Source organism: Stenomitos frigidus ULC18, from assembly GCF_003003795.1.
Lineage (GTDB): Bacteria > Cyanobacteriota > Cyanobacteriia > Leptolyngbyales > Leptolyngbyaceae > Stenomitos > Stenomitos frigidus_A.
On sequence record NZ_PVWK01000098.1, the window covers coordinates 48875 to 66350 of the forward strand.

Here is a 17476-nt window from a genome sequence, read left to right on the forward strand (position 1 = left end):
GGAGGACAGAGTGAGGCTTCAGCTACATAGTAAGCAATTAAATCAATTAAGGTGTTTTGCTACCAGAAGAGGGCGTGCTAGGAGCAGATGGGTTGGGCGTGTTGGGTTCAGATGTATTGGGCTCACCACCTGAAGGCGATGGTGACGTTGTGGTGCTAGGAGTCGTTGTCTTGGGCACTGAGGGAGTAGAGGGCGTGCTGCTAGGCGATACCAGACTGGGAGTCGTCGCACCAGTGGGAATCGGCAGATGCGTTACCGCTCGTTGAAGGGTGGCTAACGATCGGTTATAGCCGATAATGGCATTGACCCGGTTGCCTTCAGCATTCGTCAAGGCATTTTCAGCGTTAATCACATCGGTTGAGGTGCCAACCCCAGCCTGGAAGCGCAAGCGTGCCAGTCGCAGAGCTTCTTGCGCCTGCCCCAGCGCTCTCGTGGTGGTGCCAATATTCTCAAAGTTAGAGAGTAAGTTGGCGTAACCTTGCTCGACGGTAAAGCGCACCTGATTGCTTTGATCTGCAAAGTTTTGCTCTGCGATCGCGATGTTTGCTTCTGCCTGCTGAGCCTGAGCTACCGACGCACCGCCATCATATAAGTTCCAGGTCACGCCTAACTGAAAGGCGTAGCCATCGCCAACCGAAACGTTGTCGTCCAAAATGTCAGACAACTGATACTGCGCCTGCGCCGTAACGGTAGGACCTAAACCTGCCAGTGCGGCTCGTCGTTGCCTCTGCGCTTGTTCTCGCTGGACCAACTGTTGCTCCAGTTCGGCCCGATTTTTTAGCGCCAAGACGATGCTTTCTTCCAGCGATAAATTCCATTCGCCCGCAACGTCAACTGGGTCAGCGGCCGCCAGGTCGATCGCGGGAGAAATACTCAATCGCTGAGCGAGTTGTCGCCGATTGATCTGTTGCTGAGCAATAGCGTTGGTGAGGTTCTGCCGCGAGTTTGCCAACTGCACTTCAGACTGTAGAACGTCAAAGCGAGTGCCTAAGCCTGCACGCTCCAGCGCCTGAGTATCTCGCAAACTGGCTTCGTTGTTGCGCACTGATGACTGCTGAATCCGAACCGACTCATCGCCCTGCTGCAGATTATAGTAATCACTGGCAACGTCGAGCCGTAGCTGCTCCTGATTGATTTCGACCTGGAGCTCATCAGAGCGGAGTTGCCTCTCGGCTGCCTGAATATTGGCTGGACGACGCCCAGACGTAAAGATGTCATAGCTCAGCGTAGCCGAAGCACTAAAAGCGTTACTGATCGAACTGCCGCTGTCGCTATTGATACCCAGCAGTGCTGACAGTGCATTGTTTTGGTTGTTGCGGTTGCTGCTAGCAGACAACGATCGGCTCAGGTTGCTTTGAGCCGTCAAGGTTGGGAAACTTGCTGCCTGAGACTGCCGTAAAGCAGCTTTGCTGCGTTCTAGCTGCAAACGAGTGACTTGAAGCGGGCGGTTGTTGCGCTGCGCTAGCTCGATCGCCTGCTGTAACGTAATTGGCTGAATGCCTCGGAGCCTCACTTCTTCTGGTTTGGTCGGAAAGCTCAGCGGATTAGGATTGGGGTTGAGGTAGTCTGGGGCTAACCCTGGCTTTGCTGGCCCCAGTGGTCTAGAAGGACCGGGATCAGGTGTGGTTGGTGCTGGTAGCGTTGAGCCAGAGGGATCAGGTGCAAGCCCAGGAGACGTCGCTGGAGTAGCCTGAACGACTACAGCTTTCTTAGGCTCTGACGTTTTTTTAGGCTCTGACGGTTTTTTAGACTCTGACGGTTTTTTAGACTCTGGCGTTTTTTCAGACTCTGGCTTCGTCGCCGATGGGCTGTTGGGTTTGGTTGACTGTGCAACCACTGTCGGCACCTGTAACCCGTCAAGCTGAGTTTTCCGCTGGCTAAACTCAGGGACAATCACTGACAGTGCAATGCTTTCCGTCACAACCGTTTTGGACAGTACGGTTTTGGGCGGACTGAGAGAGGCTTTTTCTAGAGAAGCTGTTGCTTTTTTCAGGGAGAAAGGCTGTAACTCATCGGCTTTAGCAGCAGACGGTGACTGCTTGGGAACTGGTTCTGATACGCCCGATGGCATGTTGGCGAAGGCAACTAAAACTCCCACACCCACAACAATCAAATGACGAGAAGGTTGCATACGTTTCTTACTTGCAAGCGAAAAAACTTGGTTGATGGCACCGATCGAGGAGCAACCTTATGCAGAATAGCCGCTTGATCATCCGTTTGGCAAAGCTATATTACTTCAGAAAGGCATTGTAAAGGTGCTGACTAAAGTCATATAAATTTCAGGATAGACAATAAGGTTTTTACGTAATCACGCCTCCGACGCACAGATTGATCCAGTTAATCAAGCGATTACACGGGTTTGAAATCAAACTACATGAAGGCGTCTTCAGCACACTTCATCCAACAGCATCACCTGACAGGGTGAAACGGGCATCTATAAGAGATCGTTATCTAAAAACAGGGGATCTGTAGTGGAGTCTTTCAGGCTGTGCTATTGGGCACCATAAAATCATGTGGTGGCTAAGGTGCAGTGAACAATTTCAAGCTGTGGCATCTGTTGAAAAAGCTGAACTGACCTCACGCTCTAAGACTCGGGACCAGAGGCCCAGGTATCTCGCCATTTGACAGTGCCTTCGTTGGCAATGACCCAGCGACGAGCCACCAGATTCTCGCGCAAAGGGGATTGCCCTTCACGCCACATTGCATATTTATACGTGATCATTTTACCAGCGCTCTCTTCAAAGGGAATTTCACCGAACCAGGTGTTGGTGTTGATGTACTCCAGTGGGTATGCCTTGGAGACATCCCAGTGACCCAGCTCAGGGCAATTGCCTGTAACCACGATCGTCTCTCCAGGCTGCGTCTGGACGCCATTCAACTGCACGCGGACGATCGTCTGTCCTTTAATGCGTTCGCCGACATGGCTGATGACGATCGCGCTACGAGCTGCCAGTTCGAGACTATCGATCCTGCCCTCGCTGACCTCAAACTTCTGGCGAGTGAGCACACAGGTATGCTCACCATCGGGCAGCTCAGTCTCCACCGCTTCGATCGTCGTTGTTTCACCACGATTAAGCGCCACAAAACAAATGGAGTCGCGATAGCGTCGGGCATAGCAATATACATCGGGTGCCAGGAGCTTTTGCCAATGTCCACCCATTGAAATCGCAGGATTCAAGCGACGCAAACCGGAGAGTAAGCGAATCAGACGGTACAGCTCCGTTTCGGTGTCCCAATGAGACATCATCGGGCGATTGTACGGATCGTTGCCACCCTCCGTATCGTCATGGAGGTACTGCTCTGTGCCGTAGTAAATACAAGGAATACCGCGACTGGTCATGATCAAGGCGATCGCCACCTTCAACATGTCTGGGTCAGGGTTTAAGCTCTGAAACCGGGGCATGTCATGATTGTCGATAAACGTAACCAGTTCATTGGCCCCAAAGTAGCGATGATCCAGGTCAAAAATGGCTTGAATAAGCTGGAAACCATCTTCTGCACCTTGCGCTAAAGCGGCGCGAAGGGCAACGCACAGCCCAAAGTCGAGCAGGGTCATGCCAGAGTGGTTCGCAAATTCAACGGAACGATCGTCCGACGGATGGCTATAAATCCATTCTCCAAAAATAAAGACATCCGGTCGATGCCCCTGGATATCCGCGTTGAACTCCTGCCAGAACCAGATTGGCATGTGTTTGATGGTATCGACGCGTAGGGCATCCACCCCACGATCGAGCCATTGCTTAATAGCACCCTTGATATAGTCGCGGTAGTCGCTATTGTTTTCGTTAAAGGTTGCCAGTCCGGCCAGTTCGCGATTTTGTATCTGCCATTCGTCTTCCCAATCTGTAATTTCACCGTAGTGGTGATACCAGTTATCTTTGTCGTCGTTGAAATCGGCAATTTTGACGCCATCGTCATAGAGCTCGCCTTTCTTGCCGCTGAAATCGGGGTTGCTGTGGTTACAAACAACATCGAGTATGAGCTTCATCTTGCGCTGATGTAGCGCTTCAATCAGACGATCGAAGGTCGTATTTTTTTGCTCTTGAGTGTTGTTCAACGAGGGATCTTCGTCTCTACCAATGTAACGAGGATTGAGGCGTTTGAAATCTCGTGTCCAGTAGCCATGAATCGCAGCATTATCGACAAAAAGAGCTTCTACTTGCTCGAATAAGGGCGTGAGCCAGAGCGCTGTCACACCCATATTTTTGAGATAATCAAGTTTGTCGATGATGCCTTGTAGATCACCGCCCCAGTATTTCCCCCAGTCTTGCCTCTCTGGATCAAACAGCTCTGGATTGGGCCCTTCACTATTATCAACATCGCCATCATAAAAGCGATCGACAACCGCAAAATAAATGGTTTCCTGCCGAAATTCGATATCTCTGGTGTAAAGAAACTCCAGGTCAATTTCGCTGTCTTGCCTGGGTTCTGCTACTAACGCTTCAACATCTGCTTGATGATCATCCGTCTCGTATTGAGTGCGAGAACTTCGAGGAGGAGGAGTTGTTACCATAGAATATTTAGAAAGTCCAATATAAAGCGGTGTTCATGTCTTAGAGCGATGCATTTATTCCCAACACAACGCCAATATAGTATTGAGTTTGTGTGACCATAACGCTTCTCATAGGGTCGCTGACTGCAGGGGCTGACTAATGCAAGTGAAACATACTTTGTAGAATCTACGCTTTGTTCTTTTGTTTGGTATCTCACTTTGGATAGTCTTTTTGGTGTTTCATCGGCCTAAAGAGATAAGATCTGCAAATGTTACCCACCGATTTGCTCATGCATCGCTATAGCGGTGAGGAAATTGTGCCCAAACGGTTAGCGATCGCTGGGCAAACTCTGTCGATCGCCAACAGCTTGATTACGCTGTTCCAAAACGCTAAAGATGGCACGAGAGGCGAACTCAAGCAGCAACTGCAAGCCTTGGAGGGCGAAAGCACTGACTACCGCATTAAGCGTGGTCTTGCCCATTTACTCACTAGCGATACCTTCAGCCACTTTGAAACCATCAGCCCCTTAGATCCCCTCACGCTACGTCAGCGAGTCTTTGCACTCTCGGCACAACGGGCAGGCGGGCTCTCAGCCACTCAGGCAACCTTACAGCAACTGGCAGACCGCCTCAGTCAAGAGATGGGTCATGACGTTTTGCCGGCACAGATTCAAACAGGGCTCTACGCTGACCTGCCCGATAACCAGATCTTGACCCGCTTTGATGCACCCACAGCCGAAGCACTGCTGCATCGTTATAACTTGTCTCAAGTGCAAGGTGTGTTTTATCGCGCCAGCCACGTCACGCTGAATGCCCATCGCAATGACCCCGGCGAATATAAGCTGCTCTTTCGGTACCTCAAGCTGTTTCGGTTGATGACCTATATTGAGGGCGATGCCGATCATGGCTTTACGCTGACGATCGACGGGCCCACTAGCCTCTTCAAGCCCAACACGCGCTACGGGTTGAAATTGGCCATGCTGCTGCCGGCCTTGCTCCACGTCACCAAATGGAGCTTGACGGCCACTCTACAGCATCGGGATACGTATTCTGGTCAGGTGCGATCGGGGCGCTTTAATCTCAACTCCGACTGCGGCCTCGTCACGCACTATCCCCCCGGTAAAACCTACGACAGCATGGTGGAAGAAAGTTTTGTCGATCGCTGGTCAAAAGCAAAAACCGAGTGGCAACTTGAGCGTGAAGTCGATCTGATCCCCATTCCCGGCAGCGTCATGATCCCCGACTTTCGTCTCGTTCATCCTGACGGCCGCACTTTTTTGCTCGAAATCGTCGGCTACTGGCGACCCGAATACTTGCAGAAGAAATTTTCCCAGGTGCGCCAATCAGGACGCGATGATCTCATTCTGGCCATCTCAGAACGACTGAACCTGGAGAAGGCAGGTGTTAAGGTGGGCGACATTCCCGCTAATGCGATTTGGTTCAAAGACCAACTCATGCCTAAACCCGTGTTGGCAATGTTGGAACAAGATCAAACAAAAACTGGCGCTGCTTCAATCAAAGCAACGCCAGAATTATAGGATTCTTGATGTGAAGTGCGGCAGTAACTATATCTACTACCACTCTATCAAGAATTAACGGAAGCCAATGTAGTCACGAGCCACCCAACCGCCGCTGGAAAGTTGCGACCAAGTGCGACCGCCAGCAAACTGCTCAGCACCCGTGAGGCGGAGGGATCCACCAGATCCAACACTACCAATAACGCGACCATTGGGACCATTGCGAACGAGAAGATTCGTTCTAACATCAGCAAAAGGACCTGCTGGAACGGGTCTTTCGGCGCTTCCAGATCCGTTGTCTAGATATTCGCTGGCAACCCAACCACCACCACCAATTTTGGTCCAGTTGTAACCAGCCCTAGGAACCGTATAACCATCACGGGTAACACGAGAGCCGTAAGGAAGAGTGTACAGGTATCCACCATTGGGAGAATCGCGCACTACAAGTCCAATACGAGCGGTAACAAGACTGCTTCCAGGAGTATTTCGCTCTTGTCCTTTATCGAAAGAACCAAGGTAAGCAGGTAAACCCAATGTAGGAAGGGTTGCAGGTCCAGCTTTGCCGTCAGCCAATAAATCACGGCTCTTCTGGTGGCTGATTAATCTGTAGTAAGTTTCAGGACCAAAAACACCATCAACGCGGATGCCACCAAGTTTTTGTTGAAGTTGCGCAACACCGGAACCTCTATCTCCGCTCATGAGGAGTGCTTGGGCTTGGTCGGCATGGCTCAGCGTTGCGGTGACAACCCCTGCCGATAGTACACCCAGCGCGATCGAGCCTGGGGCTTTGAGACTGATATTGTCAAACGATCGCAGTTCCGATTTTGGATTGGGATCTTCGTAAGCAACAGCGGTATGAATGAAGGCTAATGTTTCCATAGGAGACCTTTAAAACAATCGGTAGAGGACGGTATATGCTCGGAAACCTATCATTGTTCATCGAACACAAGGTCTCCGCATTTTTTGAAAAAAGTATGACAATGATCTGTAATCACTGCTAAAGATTACAGCAGTATCAACAATGATATAGGTGTTTACTCAATATGATTCAAGCGATTCCTAGCTCGGACTAAGAAATTAACAACCTTGCGATTAATAACTGCTGTTATCCAAGAATAAGAATGCAATGAACCACAACTGGGCTACGACTTCCCCTGATATGCTTCTACCAAGATAATATCAGAGGACTTAAGGATAGTAAAGTCTGTTAAGCAGGAGAGCAATCACTAGAAGCCTAAGTGTTGTCCGTTGGTTAGCGTCTAGTTCCTGCGGTGTAAGGGTGAACACTTTACCATCGCATCAACCTAAAGGCTTATGTTTAATCTAGTTACGAAGTCTGATCTTTTGTGATACCAAGAGACAGCCTTAGCAATCTTTGATGCCATTAATCATCAGAAAGGGTGAGGAAGATTGTGGCCAAGGCTGCATGAACAAAGGTGAATTGAATCGGCTCGGTTAGCGATCGCTCAAAATTCAACCGTTACATCTTGTGGTTTGTTATCTCGACTGACGGTGAAGGTCGCACGATCGCGCTTTGTAGCCAAGAACGCTTTAAGGTCTTCAAGCCGCTCTAAGGGTTGGTTGTTTACCTTGATGAGACGATCGCCAGCATTTAACCCAGCCTGCTCAGCAGGCGACTCTGGTTCCACGATCTGAATGACTAGCGTTCGTTCATCCACGATCGCTCCCAAATGGGCACCAGACTCCGAAGGCTGCGACGGGTAAGGTCTATAGGGTGAGTCTGTTTTATAGGGTAACTCCGCTATCACGGGCGGATTGAAATCTAGTGGTTTAGAGGGCAGTGGCAAAGGAGTCACATGATCAGCGATTGGACTTTCAGTCGGCACTGACTTGCTTTTGTTCTGCTCAAAAAATTGAGTGGTAGTAACCACGTTTGTAGCAAAACTAAGGCCAACATTCTCGCCAGTCTCTGACAACCAGATTGATTTATTCACTCCGATCATTTCACCCTGCTGGTTAAGCAGAGGGCCGCCAGAGTTGCCCGGTTGCAGCAAGATGGCCGATTTCAAGTCGCTCGTGCCACGCGTGCCAATTAATTTGCCTCTTGCCAACACACCTGTAATCGCACGCGGACTACCCAGCGCACAGACTCCCTGCCCACTTTGAATTTCCTCTGGCTTGGCGAAGGCGATCGTGGGCAACGGCTCTTTTGTACTGATTTTGACCAGCGCTAAATCGTGAGTTGCGTTGGTTGCCAGCACTTGCCCCTTGTAGAGGGTGCCGCCCCATTGCCTAGCGTGAATTTCTCCTCTAGAGCCAACCTCGCGCACGACGTGCTCATTGGTCAACACTAACCCGTCGCTACTGACAATACTGCCAGTGCCGATCTCCGCTCCTGCAAAAATAGTCAAGATGGCAGGGCGCGACGTTTCTACATGACAATTCGCTAACGGTTGCTTGGTTTGTTTTGTTGAATCTGGTTGGCCAGTTTCTTCACTGATTGGCAATAAACCTCGCACCAGCGAAGCGAGGAAGTCAGCCCAGAAACCACTGGAAAGAAGTAGTACACCCAGAATGCACGCCAACGATAGACGATTAAGTTTCACCATCTCGTTTAGAACACTCAAACAGAGGATCTCTGAAACGTCCTAGACATCTCCGATTTCAGCAAGTCTTCATTCAATAAAGGCTTGCTGTCGAAGGTTGCAGCAACATTGGCTTGTATGAGTCTTCCGGTGTAGAGGTAATTGGTGTTGCTACAGCTTTAACCACTAGACGCACTATCAGTTCCTCTTGAAACGAAGCAATGCACTGTTCTAGCTGTTACCCGAACGCCACACGATTTGACCACTTTGTACTCATAGCATCTTTAAGGCTTCTTCATCTAGTACAGACGAGGCAAAAGCCCTCGAATAAATTCGGGGCTTTCACGCTCGCGTATGGATCGATTCTTGAGCCTTGGAAACCAGAAACCAGGGCGATCGCTTGCGGCTTAGCCTGTTAATTCTAGTACAAAATTACCGATCTAAAGCGTTCTTGTTGAGTAATTTTGCTTGAAATTAACCTGCTTAAGCATTGTGTCTTGATTGCGTTTAACCGTGAAGCTGGCACTTGCCTGACGGCGGTTCAGAAAGGCTTGTAGTGTGGCTAAACTGCCTAGTGGTTTACCATCAACTTGGATGAGCCGATCGCCTGGTCTCAAACCACCCATGTCGGCAGGAGAACCCAACACAATTTGGCGAATAATCAAGCTCTTAGCATCCACAATCGCTCCTAGAACACCACCTGAAGCCACAGGACGATTCGCAATCTGTAGGGATGAGTCACTTGGGGACAAGGGGGCAGCGCTGGCAGCTGACTGACTGGGATTGCGTTCTAAGTAAATTTGAGCATCATCAATCAGTTTTTTAGCAATACCAATAGTCGTTGAAAAACTGATGCCCGTATTCTCACCTGTTTCTGATAGCCAGATTGATTTATTGACCCCAATCATTTCGCCTTGCTCGTTGAGCAATGGACCACCAGAGTTCCCACGAATTAAGAAGATATCGGACTTTAAATCATTGCTACCACGAAACTCTTTGAGTTTTCCCACGCTGATGCTGGTCAGTCCAAACGGGTTACCGATCGCGCAGACTGCTTGACCAAGGCGAACATTGCCTGGTTGTGCTAAAGCTACAGGGACTGGAAGAGGAGCCTGAGTGTCAAGCTTGACGACAGCCAGGTCATTCGGCTGGTCCGATTTGATCGCCCGCCCAATGTAGCGGGTTCCGTTCGTCAGCTTGACATATATTTTCGTCTTACTGGGAGCCTGTATTGCTTCCTTCACCACATGGTAATTGGTGATCAGAAGCCCGTTTGGGCTAACAATACTGCCTGTGCCAATCTCCGTACCAGAATAGAGCGTGACGACAGCATTTGCGTTCTTTTGGCACGTCTCGTAAATATCATTGACAGCGCTTGGTGTGCTTGTCCCAACCTGAGACATGCGTACAGGTACCGCGATCGCCGAGACGCTATGCAACGCCAGCGCAACAGATGTGGAGAAAAGCAGTAGAGACTTGAATGGCATCATGGTTAGGTCAAGAATGAAGAGACAAAAACTCTGCACGTTGCCGTAGTATTCCAAAGAGGAAAGTCGATCGCTCGGTCGGCAAGATTACTTAACTGAAAAACTCAACTAGAAACGTGCTGCGGTAGGTTCTGTCAAATGTCTACAACTCAAGCACCAACGAGGGCACTGGCTTGGCGGCTGATTTGTTAACCATACCCTGATGTTTCAACCGATGCTTGCCTCAACCCGGAAACTTTGGTCATCTTTGGCGGGGCAGCTTGCGGCAATACTTAAATTACAATCAGCGTTGTAAGCTGAGTGATGTCAGGCAAGACGCACAGTAGGCAACAGAGGTTCCAGCCCAAGATTTCAGCTAAAAGCGGACTTGCACATTGGTGCGTTGCCACCCACGCGCGATCGTAAAGAGCGCGGTATTCGGTTGGCGATCGACAAATGAAATAATGTAAGCGAGAAATGATTGTCAGACTGTGAGACCTCCGCTCCGGTGGTCGTTAAACGCAAGAAGGCAATCATCTGGGCGAAAACCACTCATTGCCGCCACTGAACCAGCTTGCATTGATGCGGTCAGTCGCAAACGCCTGTCCTTAATAGAGCTGTTCGCCCCAACATCTTATTTAGGTTGACGAGTTTGAATAGCGTTACTCGCTGACCGCAAAGATCACTACTGCCCCAATTCGCGTTAGCTCATACCCATCATACGCTGGACTGAAAACCGATGGCAGGCTCCCCTGCTGCCATCCCCTCCTACAATGTTGGAGGAACTCTCGTTTAGCGGGCTGGGATTGTGGCGTTCAAAATTGGTCTATTGGGTTTGGGGACGGTGGGAACAGGAACCGTGCAAATTTTGCTTAACCCAGCCCAGCGGCATCCTCTGGTACAGGAATTAGAGCTTTACCGGGTAGGTGTCCGATCGCTCGCGAAGCCTCGTTCGGTCGCTCTGCCGCCAAGCCTGATCACGACTGATTTGGACGCGATCGTCACTGATCCAGAGGTTGATATCGTGGTCGAGGTGATCGGTGGGTTGGAGCCAGCGCGATCGCTCATCCTCAAAGCCATTGCCCACGGGAAGCATGTGGTGACAGCCAATAAGGCGGCGATCGCGCGGTATGGCGCTGAGATCTTCACGGCCGCCGAAGCCGCAGGCGTGTATGTCTTGCTGGAAGCTGCGGTTGGTGGTGGCATTCCCGTGATCGAGCCGCTGAAGCAGTCTCTTTGTGCAAACCGCATTCTGACCGTGACGGGCATTATCAATGGCACGACCAATTACATCCTGACGCGGATGCAAACGGAAGGCGGCGACTTTGCCGACATTCTGGCAGACGCCCAACGACTGGGCTATGCCGAAGCTGACCCGACCGCTGATGTCGATGGCATGGATGCAGCGGATAAAATCGCCATTCTGGCATCGCTGGCGTTTGGCGGCCGGATCAAGCTGCCAGAAGTGCACTGCGAAGGCATTCGGCAGGTGAGTGCGGCTGATATTGCTTATGCTGACAAGCTGGGCTTTGTCATCAAGCTGCTGGCGGTTGCCAAACGGGAATCACAGTTGCCGACAGAATCAACAGAACAACTGCAGCTCAGAGTGCATCCGACGCTGGTGCCCAAGAGCCACCCCCTTGCCAGCGTGAATGATGTGAACAACGCCATTCTCATTGAAGGTGACCCGATCGGGCAAGTGATGTTTTTTGGTCCTGGTGCAGGAGCAGGCCCCACTGCCAGCGCCATTATGGCGGATATACTCAACATCGCAGCCATTTTGAAAGTGCAGCAGAGTGGGACGGTGCGATCGCACGGTACGCCTGTACTCGACCCCTTGCTTGCGTGCTCACACCAGTCATATTGCACGATCGTTCCCATTGAGGCACTCGTCACCCGCTTTTACGCTCGCTTTCTCACGCGCGACTCTCCGGGTGTGATTGGCAAGCTGGGCACCTGCTTTGGCAATCATGATGTGAGTTTGGAGTCGATCGTGCAAACAGGCTTACGCGACAATTTGGCAGAAATTGTCGTGGTGACTCACCATGTTCGCGAAGGCAATTTCCGCACGGCACTAGACGAAATCCGAGCAATGGAAGCCGTCAGCAGTATTGCCAGTACCTTACGGGTTTTGTAAAGGAGCGCGATCAGCGATCGTCTACAAAACTCTACGGCGCTGCTGAATCTGAGGATGCTTTGTGAATCCTTGCCCCCTACTCCCTATGCCCCTGCTTAGACTGATAGCGCACCAGTGCTCGAATACGATCACGCGGCAACCCAAGTTCTCGACTGATTGCAGCTTCGATCTGTTCTGGTTGAGTGGTTGGAAATTCAAAGGTTAAGGCTGTCAGCGATGAGTTGGCTGTCTGGATATTGACGGTTGAACGGCCCTGTTGGGCATGGATCAAGACAGTGATTGACTGCACCGTGCGCGTCGGCTGTTTGGGTTGGCGATCGCCTTCTAAATAGAGGGTGACTTTGTTCGATCGAGCCAGCATTTGATCGGTTAATATCCCACTGGTCAACCAAAAGCCAAGTCCTAGCAACGGTAAAAAGAGCCAAAACTCTAGCCCTAACGATTGCAGTACTTGAGTCCATCGCAAGCGAGCCATAAAGCGGTTACCTCGATCGAGCCTGCCGTTTAAAGCAGCGTTCTCTCATCCGTGCGACACTGCCTTGATGAGTCATAGTGCGCTCCTACGGTAACGAAAACCCGGTGCGCTTTTCCACGTAGTCCAGAATGAGTTGATAGGAAACAGAGTCACTTTGCTGCGTCACAACGATCGTGGTGTTGCCATCCAATAGCGCAAACGAGACCCTCGCATTGGGAGCGTAGCAAAAGGCTGTGACTCGATCCAGGTCAATCACATAGGTGCTGCGCTCGTAATTTAGTTTGATCCAGTAAGCCACGCGATCGCAAACTCTCAAGACTAGCGTAACCTTATCACCCCTTTGAGTGTGGCGCTAGCGTCCACTTAGTTTAGTACCATGCCCACTGGCTCCGATACAGTTGCCTGCTCACTGATGCTGTTGTCCTTTGTCGGGCTCATCGGCGTGAGTGCCAGTGCTGCCTGAATGAACCCTTTGAACAGCGGATGAGGAGCACTGGGTCGCGATTGAAATTCAGGATGGAATTGGGTGGCAATGAAGAAGGGATGGTTGGGCCATTCGACAATTTCAACCAGACGACCATCGGGAGAGGTGCCACTCACCACGTAACCAGTCTCTATAAACAGACTGCGGTAGGCGTTGTTGAACTCGTAGCGATGGCGGTGTCGCTCGTAGATAACCTCTTCTTGATAAAGCTTAAAGGCAAGTGTATTGGGTGCTAGTCGGCAAGGATACAGCCCCAGACGCATCGTGCCACCGAGATCAACCACGTCTTGCTGTTCGGGTAAGAGGTTAATGACGGGATTGGTCGCTTCAGGTGCAAACTCGGCACTGTGGGCATCGGCTAAGGCAGCAATGTGACGTGCCCATTCGATTACCATGCACTGCATGCCCAAGCACAGACCCAGATAGGGAATTTGCTTCGTACGAGCGTACTCGATCGCAGCAATTTTGCCGTCAATGCCACGAATACCAAAGCCACCTGGCACGATAATGCCATGCGCACCGTCCAAATGATGGGCCGCTCCCTGATCTTGAATGTCTTCAGCATTGACCCAGCGGATATTGAGTTCGCTATCGAGGGCGATCGCGGCATGACGCAATGCTTCCATTACCGAGAGGTAGGCATCATTCAGGCGTACATACTTGCCCACGATCGCAATTTCGACCTGTCGTTTGGGGCTGTAAAGGCGATCGACCAGTGTTGCCCATTGCGTCAGATCTGGGGGACGCTGTTCGAGTTGCAGTAGCTCTAGTGCCTGGTGCGCCAGCCCTTCTTTCTCCAAGTTGAGTGGCACTTCGTAGATGCTGCTGGCATCTTGAGAGGTGATGACACATTCGACGGGGACATCGCAGAACCCTGACATTTTTTCTTTGAGTCCTGGCGGCAGGGGGCGATCGCTGCGACAAACCAGAATATCGGGTTGGATGCCGATCGATCGCAGTTCCTTGACCGAATGCTGTGTCGGCTTTGTCTTCATCTCACCCGCTGAGGAAATCCAGGGTACCAATGTGACATGCATGTACAGCACGTTCTGCCGCCCGACATCCTTGCGAAACTGGCGAATGGCTTCGAGAAATGGCAGTGACTCAATATCACCAACCGTGCCACCGATTTCTGTGATGACCACATCAGGGTTCGTATTTTTAGCAACACGCAGCACCCGATCCTTGATTTCATTCGTAATGTGGGGAATCACCTGCACAGTGCCGCCATCGTAGTCCCCACGACGCTCTCGGTTCAGCACTGCCTGGTAGATTGACCCTGTTGTCACACTATTGAGCCGCGACATAGAGGTATCTGTAAAGCGCTCGTAGTGTCCCAAGTCCAGATCCGTCTCAGCACCATCTTCGGTGACGAACACTTCGCCATGCTGAAAGGGGCTCATCGTTCCCGGATCGACATTAATGTAGGGATCGAGCTTTAAGATGGAAACGGAGTACTGTCGCGATTTGAGCAATCGTCCTAAACTGGCTGCTACGATCCCTTTGCCGATGCTAGAAACGACACCGCCTGTGACGAATACAAACTTGGTAGCCATAGAATTAGGGAGAAGTTGCCTGGTTTAGTATCCAGTTCATTCTGCCATAAGGACTATACAGTCTGGAGAACGGCGGTCATTTGAACTATTCTGTAGCGGCAGCGTCTATTTGCTATGGCAGAGTAGCGATGTCCGAGTTGAGCAACCATGATCGATGACTATGCACAAGACTTTTCTTAGTATTGGCTTCATCCTTTTAAGCTTGAGTGCCGTTCCCAGTGAAGCCGTAACGCCCAAGTCAAGCAAAACACCGACTGCAGGCGCATCAACTAAACCTTCGGGAGCCGATGCCTTGACCGGGACATCCGTTATTCGGTCACGCACCAAGCCTTCCGGCGCAGGCTCACTTGTAGAAAAGTGGCAAACCTTTAAGGCGCCAGGTGTTGAGCTAGCGCTACCAGAAAATTATCGCGGTGGTAGTCCGAATACGACAGGCTTACAGACGCTGATTAAGGGGATTCGATCGCTCGGAACCGACTACGAGCAAATTGCCAGCATGGTAGAGCAAAATCCCAGCACGTTTCTGCTTATTGCTGTCGATCCAAAGCCCGATCGCACCGGAGGCGTGACCAATGTGGTCGTGAGTGCCGTTAAGGTGCCCGAAACCGTCACCGTGGAGGCTTACATTGATGCTGCCGTGCAGTCATTGCCTACGCCCCTTCGCACGATCGAGCGCAAAACGGTGCAGGTAGGGCAAAATCCAGCGGGACGTCTGGTGACGGAAGCAAGTCTGCCGTCGAGCACTGCTCAAGCCGATGCCATGCGGCAGCTCATTTATGTCATCAAGCAGGGAACAACCCTGTGGACAGTGGCCTACTCAACCAGAGCGGGGGACTATCAGCAACGGCTAGCCATGTTTGAGCAAAGTATCCAATCCTTTAAAGTGCAGGTTGCGCAAAAGCCAGGCAATACGGCAGCCCCGGTAAAACCAGCCACTACTCCACCTGCAAGCAGTAAACAGCCAGCGCCAGCTTTACCAACGGGAGACAAGAAGCCCAACGCTGTACCAAAGCCCAACCCAAAGCCAGAGAGCAAACCGGCGGCACCAACGAAACCATAAGTAGCGAAGCGATCAGCGATCAGCCATCAGCGATTAGCGATCAGCGCTAAATTGGACACTGACTTCTGACCATTGACCGCTGCCCCTTACGAACCGTGTGAATCCCAAATTAAGCGCTTGGCTTCTCTTGCAAAGGTCATGATTAGTAGCGCCGATCGCTACAATAAGGATGATACGAAGCACTATAGGAGCGCGCGGTCTTCATGCCAGGTCAACTCTTGCTAGTGGATGATGAACCAGGCTTGCGTGAAGCCGTGCAGGCCTATCTGGAAGACAGCGGTTTTACCGTTGCCGTTGCCAGCAATGCTAACGAAGGTTTGGCACTGGCACGGCAAACGCTACCCGATTTGGTCATCACCGACATTATGATGCCGCAGGTGGATGGCTATCAGTTTCTCAAACAGTTGCGCGAAGACCCTCAATTTAAGACTTTGCCAGTGGTGTTTTTGACCGCTCGAGGTATGACCTCCGATCGCATCCAGGGCTATAACGCGGGTGCTGATGCTTATCTATCGAAACCGTTTGACCCTGATGAACTGGTGGCGATCGTCACTAACCTGTTGCAAAAGCGGGATGTGGTTCGTGCGGCTGGAGAAGACGAACCGCGCAACATTGACGATGTGATTCGAGAGATCGAAGAAATCAAGCGGCTGTTGACCAAAGGAGGCTCGATCCCTCAGTTACCCAACACGATCCAAATTGACTTTACGCCTAGAGAGCAGAGCGTCCTTAACCTGGTTGTCGATGGTTTGATGAACAAAGAAATTGCCCGTCGCCTCGAAACCAGCGTCCGCAATGTCGAAAAGTACGTCAGCCGACTCTTTAGCAAGACAGGCACCAGCAGCCGCACAGAGTTAGTACGCTATGCGTTGGAACATGGATTGATGAAGTAGAAGGTAGGAGGCAGGAGGCAGGAGTCCGAATCAACTCAACACTCAACACTCCTTATCCCTCACCTCTCGTTCCGCCCGTGCCAGTACGATTAACCCCTGTACCCGAATTCCATTGCGACGGAGGGTTTGGGCAGCAGAGCGAGCGGTTGCGCCAGTCGTGTAGATATCATCCAGCAAGAGGACAGAGTTAGTCGGATGACGCTTGCGGAAGGCGTCGCCAAGGCTGAAGGCATCTGCCAGGTTTTGTTCACGATCGCCCGCCGAGAGCTGAAACTGGGCGGTAGTTTCTCGCGATCGACTCAGCCCTTGTTTTTGTAGCGGCAGCCGTGTTTGCTCACAGAAATGCTCTGCTAACAGATCTGCCTGGTTGAAGCCTCGTTGCTGTTGCTTTGTGGGATGCATCGGAATGGGGACGACAGTGAGCGATGTTGTTGGTGTCGCACTGAACCAGGCAAGCGCCAGCCAGTGAGCAAGGGGACGCGCCAGGTGGGGTTTATTTTCGTATTTGAAGGCGGCGATCGTCTGTCGTAACGCACCGTTGTAACGCCCCCAAGCAAAGATAGGCAGTTGTTCCTGCTGGCACCAGTTAGGGCTGGGAAATTGGCACCGTTGCACCTGACGCTGACAATCCTGGCAGAAGGTAGCAGTTGCTACCCGTTGGCAAAGCGGACATTGAGCCTGTAGCAATAAGTCAAGCAGTCCACCGAGTTGCCTGCTAAAGCCGCTCATATGCAGAGAACCTTAAAGAGATAAAAATTGTGCAAGGCATCAATGGCCGATGAGCAAAAGGTTACAGCTACACTGCCTTACCTTACAAAACAGAAGTGAATGACGTTCAACGAAACTAGAG

At 51.2% G+C, this 17476-nt stretch carries 13 protein-coding genes; 4 read left to right on the forward strand and 9 right to left on the reverse strand.

The features are described from left to right. Positions 1 to 46: 46 nt before the first annotated feature. Together C7B82_RS17710 and C7B82_RS17715 are read right to left on the reverse strand one after the other, a co-directional pair. Entirely contained in the window at positions 47 to 2131 is a 2085-nt protein-coding gene (locus C7B82_RS17710) for a TolC family protein (RefSeq protein WP_219904562.1), read from the reverse strand. A gap of 453 nt (positions 2132 to 2584) precedes the next feature. Next, positions 2585 to 4513: an alpha-amylase family glycosyl hydrolase gene (locus C7B82_RS17715; RefSeq protein WP_106257607.1), complete on the reverse strand. Its 1929-nt coding sequence runs from the start codon at positions 4511 to 4513 to the stop codon at positions 2585 to 2587. Positions 4514 to 4761: 248 nt separating this feature from the next. Between C7B82_RS17715 and C7B82_RS17720 the strand changes: the two genes are divergently transcribed. Next, positions 4762 to 6030, forward strand: a complete 1269-nt coding sequence (locus C7B82_RS17720; RefSeq protein WP_106257608.1) for a DUF790 family protein — start codon at positions 4762 to 4764, stop codon at positions 6028 to 6030. Positions 6031 to 6084: 54 nt separating this feature from the next. Here the strand turns inward: C7B82_RS17720 and C7B82_RS17725 are convergent, their stop codons facing one another. The 3 genes from C7B82_RS17725 to C7B82_RS17735 form a co-directional block, all read right to left on the reverse strand. Then, positions 6085 to 6888, reverse strand: a complete 804-nt coding sequence (locus tag C7B82_RS17725; protein WP_106257609.1) for a peptidoglycan-binding protein — start codon at positions 6886 to 6888, stop codon at positions 6085 to 6087. A 587-nt stretch (positions 6889 to 7475) separates the two neighbouring features. Then, positions 7476 to 8579, reverse strand: coding sequence for a S1C family serine protease (locus C7B82_RS17730; protein WP_106257610.1), 1104 nt, complete (start codon positions 8577 to 8579; stop codon positions 7476 to 7478). Positions 8580 to 8995: 416 nt separating this feature from the next. After that, positions 8996 to 10042 (reverse strand): S1C family serine protease, encoded by a 1047-nt coding sequence (locus tag C7B82_RS17735; protein ID WP_181357551.1) that lies wholly within the window; start codon positions 10040 to 10042, stop codon positions 8996 to 8998. Positions 10043 to 10829: 787 nt separating this feature from the next. On the opposite strand from C7B82_RS17735, the gene C7B82_RS17740 reads away from it, so the two are divergent. Then, a complete protein-coding gene (locus C7B82_RS17740) occupies positions 10830 to 12158 on the forward strand; it encodes a homoserine dehydrogenase (RefSeq protein WP_106257612.1) in 1329 nt (442 codons plus the stop codon). 76 nt (positions 12159 to 12234) lie between these two features. On the opposite strand, the gene C7B82_RS17745 is transcribed toward C7B82_RS17740, so the two are convergent. The 3 genes from C7B82_RS17745 to C7B82_RS17755 form a co-directional block, all read right to left on the reverse strand. Then, positions 12235 to 12633: a hypothetical protein gene (locus tag C7B82_RS17745; RefSeq protein ID WP_106257613.1), complete on the reverse strand. Its 399-nt coding sequence runs from the start codon at positions 12631 to 12633 to the stop codon at positions 12235 to 12237. A gap of 85 nt (positions 12634 to 12718) precedes the next feature. Then, the gene (locus C7B82_RS17750) at positions 12719 to 12931 is read right to left on the reverse strand and encodes a hypothetical protein (RefSeq protein WP_106257614.1); all 213 of its coding nucleotides are present in this window, start codon (positions 12929 to 12931) and stop codon (positions 12719 to 12721) included. A 65-nt stretch (positions 12932 to 12996) separates the two neighbouring features. Continuing rightward, positions 12997 to 14673, reverse strand: coding sequence for a CTP synthase (locus C7B82_RS17755; protein WP_106257615.1), 1677 nt, complete (start codon positions 14671 to 14673; stop codon positions 12997 to 12999). Between the two features lie 160 nt (positions 14674 to 14833). Between C7B82_RS17755 and C7B82_RS17760 the strand changes: the two genes are divergently transcribed. Next, positions 14834 to 15733 (forward strand): hypothetical protein, encoded by a 900-nt coding sequence (locus C7B82_RS17760; protein WP_106257616.1) that lies wholly within the window; start codon positions 14834 to 14836, stop codon positions 15731 to 15733. 203 nt (positions 15734 to 15936) lie between these two features. Next, entirely contained in the window at positions 15937 to 16626 is a 690-nt protein-coding gene (locus tag C7B82_RS17765; RefSeq protein WP_106257617.1) for a response regulator transcription factor, read from the forward strand. A gap of 42 nt (positions 16627 to 16668) precedes the next feature. Here the strand turns inward: C7B82_RS17765 and C7B82_RS17770 are convergent, their stop codons facing one another. Further along, positions 16669 to 17355, reverse strand: coding sequence for a ComF family protein (locus tag C7B82_RS17770; RefSeq protein WP_106257618.1), 687 nt, complete (start codon positions 17353 to 17355; stop codon positions 16669 to 16671). Positions 17356 to 17476 lie beyond the last annotated feature (121 nt).